A 9496-nucleotide genomic window follows, 5' to 3' on the forward strand; every position below is an offset into this window, starting at 1 on the left:
GGGGTCGCCCTGCGGCAGGGGGTAACGGCTGTGTCTATGGGATCGGCTTCTGGCGGTGTTCCTGATGGGACGAGTGCGGTCGCGCATGCGGCGTTCCCGAAGGGGTGTCTTGCGATGCGGATCCGCGACCAACTCGGTTCAGTGTTCTCGAATGAGGAGTTCCGCGAGGCGTTCGGGGACCGCGGCCGTCCTGGTATCTCGCCCGGGCAGCTTGCCCTGGTAAGCGTGCTGCAATTCGTTGAGAACCTGACGGATCGGCAGGCAGCGCACGCCGTGCGGGCCAGGATCGACGTGAAGTACCTGTTGGGACTGGAACTCACCGATCCCGGCTTCGACTTCACGGTGCTCACCGGGTTCCGGCAACGACTGCTGGACCACGGCATGGAGGAGCGGGTGCTGGACCTGCTGCTGGAGCGCCTGGCTGGCCAGGGCCTGGTCAGCGCCGGAGGGCGGCAGCGCACCGACTCCACTCATGTCTTGGCTGCCGTCCGCCGCCTGAACCGACTGGAGTTCATCGGCGAGACACTCCGGGCCTGCATGGAAGCACTGTCCGCGGCCAGTGCGCAGTGGCTCGTGAGCTGGATGGACCCGGCTTGGCAGAAGCGTTACGGCGCCAGAACCGATGCCTACCGGCTGCCCTCCGAACGGTCCGAACGCGACCGGCTGGCCCAGCAGATTGCTGCCGATGGCTACCGTCTACTCGAAGCCGTCCACACATCCACAGCACCGACATGGCTGCGTGAGATCCCCGCGGTGACCGTGCTACGGACGGTCTGGATCCAGCAGTTCACACGCACCGTCACCGACGGAGGGCAAGAGGTGGGCTGGCGCGGCAAGGATGATCTCCCGCCGGGCAGAGCTCTGATCGCCTCGCCGTACGATACCGAGGCCCGCTATTCACACAAGCGCGGCCTGGACCGGGTACAAGGTCCACTTGAGCGAGGACTGCACCGGCTCCGGGCAGCCGCATCTGAGTCTGTACCGGCCCGACACCCTCGACGGCTTCATTACCGGCACCGGCCTGGCCCTCGATGATCCAAAGTCACCCTGACGAGCCGAAGTCAGTAGACACTCCCGTCCCCAGTGCGTCGCCGTGCAGTCTGCAGGGATCAGTGTGGGGTGTTGGCGAGGAAGGAGAGAACGTGGGGCCAGCCCTTCTGGCGCGCGGCGGCGTCGGAGGCGCGGGTCCCGCCGAGCTCGGTTTTCTGGCCGGTGGTGGGGTTGATCACTGAGATGGCCCGTGGAAGGTAGGGGAAGGTTCCCACGCCGTGTCCTGCCCCTGGGTAGATGAGGGTTTGGTGGGGGTAGCGGTCGTGGATTGCGTCCAGTTGGGCGGCGATCTGCCGGGCGGAGGCGGGGGATGCCCACAAGGCGTCGTCGTCGCCGGCGATGGACAGCAGCGGCCCGCTGAGATGGTCCAGTGATATGAGGTTCTGGGGGACCGGCTGGCCTTGGTAGGTCCAGGCATTGCCGCCGTGAGGGAAGCCTGGAATGACCCTGGAGGAGGGCGAGTACACGACAGTTCCGTGGACGAGCTGGGGGTAGTCCTCGGCCAGGAGCAGAGCGGCCTCGCTGCCGCGCGAGTAGCCTATCGCGATGATGTGGGCGGGGTCTGTGGACGGCTGTGCGGCCAGCAGGCGCGCAGCGGTGGCGAAGTATTCCAGCGGGATGTCGTGCAGGGTCGTGGGCAGACCGGGCACGCGGAAGTAGCCCAGTGCCAGCGTCGGATAGCCGTGGGAGGCCAGCAGCGCGGCCTCGAACTTCATGCTGATTCCGCCCTCCGATCCACCAAAGGCCAGCACTCCCGGATGGCGCGGGGCACCAGGAGGGGGCAGGAACAGCTTCCCGACCACCTTGTCGTGCGCCAGGGACAGGTCCGTGCTGCGGACACCCGGCTTCGCCCATACGCGGGTAAGGGTGCGGTCCGCAAGCGAGCGCCCGTGCGCGGTGACAGTGATCCGCACGTTGAAGGAGGGGGCGAGATCTGGGTAGAGAGGGGCGAAGGAGGCCAGGTTGGGATCGCCGGACGGCGGCCTCATCGACGACAGTAGTCCCATGCCGTCGACGTTGTGGTAGGTCCCCGATTCCGGCCGCGATGTGGTGAGATCAACAACACCGTCCTCGTCTGCGGCAAAGGTCGCTTTTGCTTTCCAGGCCTGCCCGTCGTACGCGGTCGCGGAGGAGTGCACGACGATCCGGCCTTGCGGGGCGAGGTGTGTGACTCTTATGTGCACTGGCTCATCGGCCAGCGCGACCGGCCTGTCAACAGTGATCACCGCCCGGGTACTGACTGGACGCGCCGATGTACACCCGACGGTCCCCCATATGACGATCACAGACATCACTAAGCCTGCTGCCCACCACAGTGGCCCCCGTCGATACATCGTGCCCCCCTCGCCCCGACATTCCCCTCTACATCTCCCATGGGGAGGGGCGGGAGTCAACAGAGCCGTCGTGCGCTCCGGCCGCCTCACCGGCCCGCACCGAACCGCGACATGCGGCGGGCGTCGAGGGCCGGATAGCACAAGGCGTCTGACCTCGTCGTCTGTGGTGTGGTCCGTACTGTGGGCCACTCCATCCACGCCCGGATGAAGTCCAGCTTCGCCGTGGCCGCGCTGGAGTCCGCTTGATCGTCCGCGCCCACATCCAACTCCAGCCCCATCGTCCTGATCTGGGACAACTTCGACACCCACCGGGCCGCAGGGATGCGTGAGTACGCGGCCGCACACGACTGGCTCACGATCGTCCAACTACCCTCTTATGCACCGGACGTGAACCCGGTCGAGGGTATCTGGTCACTGTTACGGCGCGCGAGGGTATCTGGTCACTGTTACGGCGGGGGCCGCTCGCCAACGTTGCCTTCACCGACGACGAGCACCTCGAACGCACCCTCCGCCGGGGCTTACGTCATATCCAACTCCGGCCCGACCTCATCGATGGTTGCCTTGCCGGGACCAGACTGAGCCTCACCCAGCAGCCGACAACAATTCGAGGAAGTCGGTAGGCCCGGCTGCGGTGAAGCTCTGCCCCACCAGGTCATCGTGGCACCGGTAGTAGGGCTGGCGGGCCCGGCCCTCGCACCTGGCACGTCACCGGCACCCGGTGAGGGGCAGCGGCGGCGGCCAGCTCGCGCTTAGTGGTCGGCTCCGGAAGTCCTTCGGGGGGTGATCATCTGGCGAGGCGGAACGAGGATTCTTCCTGTTGATCGGCGGTGTGCCGGTCGAGCCTGGCCAGCAGATCGTCCAGGTCGGAAGTGGTGAACTTCCACTGGAATGGCTGTGCCGTGGTGTTGTAGCGGTCTTCGAAGGCCCGAAGCCGGTCCCCGACCTGGGCAAGGTCGGTGAAGTCGTTCGGCGAGACGACCTTGCGCTGCACGACGGAGAAGTAGATCTCCACCTGGTTCAACCACGAGGCGCGGACCGGGGTGTGGACCATCACCGCGTTCGGGAACGCCACAGCCAGCCGGTCGGCGGCCTTCGTGCCGCGGTGGGAGGAGCCGTTGTCGACGATCCAGAACACGCGCTCGGCACTGGCGTAGGGTTCAACGCTCATGACCTGGTTGACCAGGTTCATGAACGGGTCGATGCCGGTGCGTGGTTCGGTGCGGCCGAACACCTTTGCGTGGTGGACGTCGTAGGCGGCGAGGTAGGCCAGGGCGCCGCCGCGGCCGTAGGTGTGGTTCACGCGCATGGCTCTGGCTTGCCCGGGCGCCAGGGTGGGGTGGCAGCGGCAGCGGGTCTGGACGGAGGTCTTCTCGTCCGCGCTGATGACGTACTCGTTCGGTCCGAGTGGGTGGCCTTGCCAGGTGCGGGCGTACAGATCCAGGACGCGTCCGGCCTTGATACGGAAGCCGGGGTCGGTGATGAAGATCCAGGAGCGGTGCTGCCAGGGCTTGAGTGCGTCCTCGGCCAGCCAGCGGCGCACGGTGGAGGCCGATATGAAGGCGGTGATGCCCCGTTCCAGGGCCGCCTGGGCCAGTTCCGGGCACGACCAGCGTGCCAGTGGCACTCCACTCTCGGCGGGTAACTGGCAGGCCAGTGCCTTGACCTGGGCGGCCTGCAGTGGGCTGAAGGTGGGCGGCCGGCCGGACCGCTTGCGGTCGGCCAGGGCGGGCAGTCCTCCGTCGGCAAAGCGTCCCCGCCAGGTGCGCACCGTGTCCAGGTGCAGGCCGGTGTCCCGGGCGAGCCGGGCGTTGGAGTGCCCACGGGCCGCGGCGAGCACCACCCCAGCCCGGCAGCGGAGTTGATGGGGGGTCTTGTGGCCGTAGGCCATCTTCTTCAGCCGATGGCGCTCGCAGGCACGCAGCGAAACCGGTACGGCGAAGCGGACGGTCACGAAGGAGTCGCCGTTCCTCGGCGTTGGGGCGGACCGGGCGGTGTCACGCGGACACCGTCGGGCGACGGATTTGGGGCCGACGGTGTCCGCGTTGCGGGCTTCAGGATTCGGGGTTGGCCAGGCGGCTGAGCATGGTTACGGCGTCGTCGTGCGCCACCGGCTGGAAGAAACGTGCGTCGACGTTCTCGACGGCGGCGATCGCGCGCGGAGCCAGCTCGGCTCCGGCACTGGTGACACGCAGCCGTTTGGCGCGGGTGTCGGCGGGGTCGACCTCGCGCTCGATCAAACCCTTGGCCTCCAGGGCGCGCAGGACCTGCGAGGTCATCTTGACGTCGGTGCCGGCCTGGCGGGCCAGGGCCTGCTGGTTGGGGTGTTCGCCGTGCGTGTTCAGCCACCAGGTGCAGGCAAGCAGAACGAACTGGACGTGGGTGAGGTCCATTGGGCCGAGGGCCGCGGCGATATCGCGCTGCCAGCGCAGCGTGGCGTGCCAGAGCAGGAATCCGGGGCTGTCGCCGGGGCTGAGGGCCATCAGTCCTGTGCCAGCTTGACCAGGGCGGCCATGGTCTCGGGCCAGTCCGCGGTGACGGCCGGACCGATCCGCGGGCCGAGCTGGTCGGCGCCGGTGCCGGTGATCTCCATCCGGTACGTCACTCGAGTGCGGCCTCGCTCGCCCTGGTCGAGCCGGTGAATGGTGCGAAGGAGCAGCCCGTCGAACCGGGCCTCGTCCACAAACAGTTTGTTGACGGTCGCCTCGGCGACGATCAGGTGCACCGGGTCCTGGCCAGCTGGCGTCATCACGATCTCAGTGCCCGCCCCGAACGGGCCACTGATCTGGATGCTCGCGATGTCGGTGTTCCAGACTCCCCAGTTCTCGACGTCAGCCCACAGACGCCAGATCGCCTCGGGTGCGGCGTCGGTCTCGGTGCTGTGCTCGTACGTCCACATCAGTGGCCTCCTGATCAAGAGGATTCTCTTCGAGAAGACTATCTGCGCGGAGATTATCTGTCACGCCCCTCAGCGCCCCTCCTTCGCCCCAGGGGCAGCCCTCACGCAGCACCACTTCCACGTCAACTCCCGAAGGATTTCCGGAGCCGACCACTTAGCTCCGGATGGCGCGGGCGAGCCAGGGGGTCAGAGTCACACGCTGGATCGGTTCTTTGTAGGTCTCGTCCCCGGGCAACGGGACGGTCAGCCATGCGCCGGGCGGGAAGACCCGCCCCGTGACGTAGGCCAGACCGCTGTAGACGGACCGCAGGAAGGCTGGGGCCGAGTCGCGGGGAACATCGTGGAAGGCGACGTTCTCGACGCTGATCTTTGCGTCGTCCTCCGGGAAGATCTGTACGGTGACAGCCGGGGAGCCTCCCAACTCGATGAAGGTCTCGTGCGGCAGCGAGCCGTCCGGGTCGAGAACGGTGAACGCCCCGGCTGAGGTGCGGCGCGACGTTTGGTCCGCACCGATGTCGTCGGTCACGGTCATCCCGAGGCCGTACTCCCGCGCGATCTCACGTATCGCGGTGACGGCGGCTTCGGTGGTCGGCAAATGTGGATGCGTCATGATCCCACTGTCGCAGCAGGCTGTTAGCCAGTAACCCGATCCGGGAATCCGGCCGACGGCCGGACGAGTGACGGCATTTGGGCTACCCGGTGCTGGCGCCCCAATCCAAGGACTTCACGATCTTTGTTGGCTGAAGTAGGCGTGCGCCCGTCGCGTGCCCGGGCAGCAGGCTGCGTCCCCGCTCGGGCCGCCTGCGCCTGACGGCGTATCGCCCAGCAGCGGGAAGTTGGACACGAACGCCACGGCATCCACCGCGGTGCCCGAGTACGCGAAGGTGATGCTCATGGGCATCGCCGTGCTGACCGGCGCGGTCAGGGCCTCGGTCGCCTGGACCAGGGCGAAGCCCAATCCGGTCACGGCGCCGACGCCCCGCGGGCGTCAGCCCGCCCCCATCCGCATACCTCACACATCAGGAGATACAACCAACCGCGCGTCATCATCAGCAACTTCGAGACGGATCACCCTAACGAGCCGAAGTCAGTAACGCTAAGCCGGTGATCATGGTCTGGCCGGGGTGAGTGTGCTGACGGGTTCTCGTACTCGCGGCAGGCCTTGCGCTGGGCCGGGACTGCGGGAACGCCGTGGCTGCCGTCGAGCGGCTGGCAGCTGGCGAGAAGTCCGGGGTGCACGGCGGGGACGGCGCTGACGCTCAGGGTGTAGCCCTGGCCGCGTCGTACGGTCACCCCCTGGTCGAGCGCCGCCCGCTCGGCAGGCTCCAACTCGGCGGTGCGGAGGAAGTCGGCGACCTTGCCCGGCATGTCGACGGAGACCGGCAGCTCCGGGGCGGGCGCCTCCTCCTCGACAGCGATGTGGTCGGGCATGAGGTCGGCGACGGCCGTACGGACTGATCTTGGCTGAGGAGCTTGCTGCTCTCGGCGCAATGGGTGGGGGTAGTCGTCGCTTGGTCCGGGTGGTGGCCAAGCTGATGAGGAAGAACGTCCATGAGGTCGATCTGCTTGTTCCCTTGCCTTTCGACGATGCGGTGAAGCGCGTCTTCGGTGTGCTCGGGAGGGCGGGCCACGTTATTGAGACCGTGCCAGTTCGCCTTGGTGAGGACGAAACTATCCGCATCGTCGCCAGCGGCGGTGCCGGCGGGCTGAATCCCGTAGTGGTGACCGCGTGCGTGCTGAAGGCCGATGGGGACAGCTCCGAGGTGTGGCTTCGTGCAGTTGCCAAAGAGGGTCTGATCAGGCAGCGAGCCGGGGAGAAGACCGCCGTCCGTCTCGCCGCCCAGTTGAGCAGGGCAACCGGAGCGGACAGGGCAGGCGGGTGAGCGGCAAGCCGATAGCGGCCCTGGCTATGTCTGAGCGCTCGACGCTTCCGGAGACGGAGCTGGCCGAGGAAGCGGTTCAGCAAGTGCCGTTGTGATTGAGAGTGCGGTAGTTGGTGTGGGTGGGTGGGTGTGAGCTGGGGTGTTGGGGGTTTTATGAGAAGGGGGCGGGCGCTCTTTTTGGGGTTGTGGTGGTGGTGTCGGGGTGTCTGACCTGGGGTTTTTGGGGTTTTGATAACGGTGTGGTGCTGTCAGGGATAGCGTCTGGTATTTAAAGGGCTGGCGTGTGTTTGTGCTGGTCAGCGTGTTGTTGTGTGGTCACGGCTGGTGCGGGTGGGCCTGTACCGGTCCAGTACAGGGCGGTGTCGAGGTCGCGTGCGGTCCAGTCGCCGGCGTGTGGGGGGCGGTGGTGGAGGAGGGTCTCGAGGAGTTGGAGGTAGCGGCCGTAGCGGCCGGGTGTGGGTGTGAGGGTGAGGCCGAGGGTGTCGAGGGCGTGTTGGACGCGGCGGTCGTAGACGGCCATCCGCTTTGGTGCTGCGGCGGTCAGGACGGCTGAGGCGAGGGCGTCGCCGGTGCGGAAGCCGGGCAGTTCCCAGATGATGCCGCGTCCGGTGCGGGCGGCTTCGCTGCGGGTGAGGGTGGTGTCGCGGACGGCGGTGACGGTCCGTTCGGTGACGGCTCGTACCTGGGTGTCGGGCAGGGACATCAGTGCTGTGACCCAGCGGGTTTGTGCGGAGAGCCGTTTCCAGACGACGAGGGCGGCGATGTCCGTCTTGCCGAGGCTGCCTGCGTGTTCGGTTCGCTGGGCGATGTCGTGGAAGATCTCGTCGTAGTGCGGTGAGACGCCGGCCAGGTAGTCGGCGCGGGCGGGGACCAGGACGTCCCAGGCCTTCTTGTGGAGGGCGGCGGATTCTTCGGCTGCGGGCCCGTCGGGGGTGTGTGTCACGTGCGGGGTTTTCCTGTTCTGGCGCCTGGGCGGGTGCGGGGGCGGTTTGCTTCTTCGGCGAGGTGGTCGAGGGGGATGGCGTCGAGTGTCTTTTTGGTGATGCGTTCGGTGCCGTCGCAGATGGCGGTGATGGCGGCTTGGCGGATGAGGCGGGCGAGGCTTCCGATGCGGCCGGCGGTGCGTTGGTGGAGGTAGGTGGCGTGGCGGGTCAGGGTGTGGGGGGTGTGGTGGGTGAGGTCGAGGGCGTTTTCCAGGTCGGTGATGAGGTCGGTGAAGGGGCGGGTGTGGCCGTGGCGGGCGGGCAGGGGGCCGCAGGTGATGAGGCTGGCGCGGCCGGCGAGTTGGGCGCCGCGGACTCCGGTGAACAGCGGGGTTGAGGCGACGTCGATGCCGGTGTAGACGAAGGTCGCTTTGATGCGCTCGGTGAGGTCCTTGAGCAGGTCGGTGGCTTCGGCGCCGGTGGTGGTGCGGGGGTTGAGGCGGTGGATCTCGTCGATGAGGACCAGGCGGACACCGGCGGCGGTGTAGGTGTGGCAGACGGCTTCGGTGATCTGGGTCTGGGTCATGCGGGTGGTGACGGGGATGCCGAGGTAGCGGGCGAATTCGGTGGCGAGGGTCTTGGCGGTGGCGCCGGGCGGCACCAGCAGGTACGCGACCGGTGCCTGCTGGTGGGCGCGCCCGGGCGGGGCCGGGTGTTTGCGGATGTGGGCGAGGTGGCAGGTGCGCCCGACCTCGAGGAGTGCGGTCGTTTTCCCGGCGGCGGCGGGGCCGGTGACGATCAGTGAGGGCCGGGCGGTGGTCTTCTGGTGGTGGCCGAGCAGCATCAGGGTGCGGACCTGGGTGGCGAGGGTGTGGATGGCGGGGGTGCGGACGGTGACGAACTGGGAGTGGTAGGCGAGGCGTTCCTCAAGGCTGCGGGGTGGGTCGCCGGGCTGGGGCGGGGTCAGGGGCGGGGTGGTGGCGAAGTGCTGCCAGCCCTGCCAGGTGGTGATCGGCCACTGCGGTTCGGTCTCGTGGCCGTGCGGCCAAGGGGATGTGGCGGAGGTGCGGGCAGGCTGGCCTGCCGTGCTGGGGGAGTGGTGGGCGGTGGTGTGCGGGTGGTTGGTCACCAGTTGAGTGCTTCCTGGGCGGGGTCGTAGAGGCCGAGTCCGGTGTAGGGGACGGAGGCGTCGACCTCGTCGCCTGGTTCGTCCTCGCCGTGGGCCTGCTGGGTGACATCGGGCGGGTCGTGGCGGCCGTCGTCGTGCCGGCCGTCGGTGGGGGGTGTTTTCAGGGGTGCGGTTCGGGTGATCAGGCGTTGTTCGCCGGGGGTGGCGGTGTGGGTGTGGGCGCGGCGCATGAGCTGGTCGAGGGCGTCGGCGAGGTCGGCTTCGTGGGTGTCGTGGTCGCC

11 protein-coding genes and 2 pseudogenes are annotated in these 9496 nt (G+C 67.8%); 3 read left to right on the forward strand and 10 right to left on the reverse strand.

The genetic code is table 11. From position 1 onward, the window contains the following. Nucleotides 1–114 precede the first annotated feature (114 nt). Entirely contained in the window at nucleotides 115–1035 is a 921-nt protein-coding gene (locus RKD20_RS46815) for a transposase (RefSeq protein WP_424883093.1), read from the forward strand. A 74-nt stretch (nucleotides 1036–1109) separates the two neighbouring features. Here RKD20_RS46815 and RKD20_RS46820 read toward each other — a convergent pair whose 3' ends face one another. Beyond that, nucleotides 1110–2276, reverse strand: a complete 1167-nt coding sequence (locus RKD20_RS46820) for an acyl-CoA thioesterase/bile acid-CoA:amino acid N-acyltransferase family protein (RefSeq protein WP_424883094.1) — start codon at nucleotides 2274–2276, stop codon at nucleotides 1110–1112. Between the two features lie 350 nt (nucleotides 2277–2626). Here RKD20_RS46820 and RKD20_RS46825 point away from each other — a divergent pair. After that, nucleotides 2627–3004: pseudogene (locus RKD20_RS46825) on the forward strand (transposase); the annotation flags it as partial. 164 nt (nucleotides 3005–3168) lie between these two features. Here the strand turns inward: RKD20_RS46825 and RKD20_RS46830 are convergent. The 6 genes from RKD20_RS46830 to RKD20_RS46855 all read right to left on the reverse strand — a co-directional run bounded on the left by RKD20_RS46830 (nucleotide 3169) and on the right by RKD20_RS46855 (nucleotide 6711). After that, nucleotides 3169–4335: an IS630 family transposase gene (locus tag RKD20_RS46830; RefSeq protein ID WP_424883095.1), complete on the reverse strand. Its 1167-nt coding sequence runs from the start codon at nucleotides 4333–4335 to the stop codon at nucleotides 3169–3171. Nucleotides 4336–4435: 100 nt separating this feature from the next. Then, nucleotides 4436–4864: a MarR family winged helix-turn-helix transcriptional regulator gene (locus tag RKD20_RS46835; protein ID WP_388940816.1), complete on the reverse strand. Its 429-nt coding sequence runs from the start codon at nucleotides 4862–4864 to the stop codon at nucleotides 4436–4438. Further along, entirely contained in the window at nucleotides 4864–5280 is a 417-nt protein-coding gene (locus RKD20_RS46840) for an SRPBCC family protein (RefSeq protein ID WP_389822736.1), read from the reverse strand. Before RKD20_RS46840 ends, RKD20_RS46835 begins: the two co-directional genes overlap by 1 nt. 154 nt (nucleotides 5281–5434) lie before the next feature. Beyond that, nucleotides 5435–5890 (reverse strand): hypothetical protein, encoded by a 456-nt coding sequence (locus RKD20_RS46845; protein WP_424883096.1) that lies wholly within the window; start codon nucleotides 5888–5890, stop codon nucleotides 5435–5437. Between the two features lie 114 nt (nucleotides 5891–6004). Further along, complete coding sequence (locus RKD20_RS46850) at nucleotides 6005–6247, reverse strand: hypothetical protein (protein WP_424883097.1); 243 nt, start codon at nucleotides 6245–6247, stop codon at nucleotides 6005–6007. Nucleotides 6248–6348: 101 nt separating this feature from the next. Further along, nucleotides 6349–6711: a resolvase gene (locus RKD20_RS46855; RefSeq protein ID WP_424883098.1), complete on the reverse strand. Its 363-nt coding sequence runs from the start codon at nucleotides 6709–6711 to the stop codon at nucleotides 6349–6351. A gap of 29 nt (nucleotides 6712–6740) precedes the next feature. Here RKD20_RS46855 and RKD20_RS46860 point away from each other — a divergent pair, with 29 nt between their 5' ends. Continuing rightward, a complete protein-coding gene (locus RKD20_RS46860) occupies nucleotides 6741–7163 on the forward strand; it encodes a hypothetical protein (protein WP_424883099.1) in 423 nt (140 codons plus the stop codon). Nucleotides 7164–7431: 268 nt separating this feature from the next. On the opposite strand, the gene RKD20_RS46865 is transcribed toward RKD20_RS46860, so the two are convergent. The 3 genes and pseudogenes from RKD20_RS46865 to RKD20_RS46875 all read right to left on the reverse strand — a co-directional run. Beyond that, nucleotides 7432–8106: a hypothetical protein gene (locus RKD20_RS46865; RefSeq protein WP_424875761.1), complete on the reverse strand. Its 675-nt coding sequence runs from the start codon at nucleotides 8104–8106 to the stop codon at nucleotides 7432–7434. Then, nucleotides 8103–9098 carry a TniB family NTP-binding protein gene (locus tag RKD20_RS46870; protein WP_424883100.1) on the reverse strand — a complete coding sequence of 332 codons (996 nt, stop codon included), beginning with the start codon at nucleotides 9096–9098 and terminating at the stop codon, nucleotides 8103–8105. The genes RKD20_RS46865 and RKD20_RS46870 overlap by 4 nt, the downstream gene beginning before the upstream one ends. Nucleotides 9099–9211: 113 nt before the next feature. Continuing rightward, a pseudogene (locus RKD20_RS46875) lies at nucleotides 9212–9496 on the reverse strand (transposase); the annotation flags it as partial.

The organism is Streptomyces sp. SLBN-8D4, from assembly GCF_049739545.1.
In the GTDB taxonomy this organism is placed as follows: Bacteria; Actinomycetota; Actinomycetes; order Streptomycetales; family Streptomycetaceae; genus Streptomyces; species Streptomyces canus_C.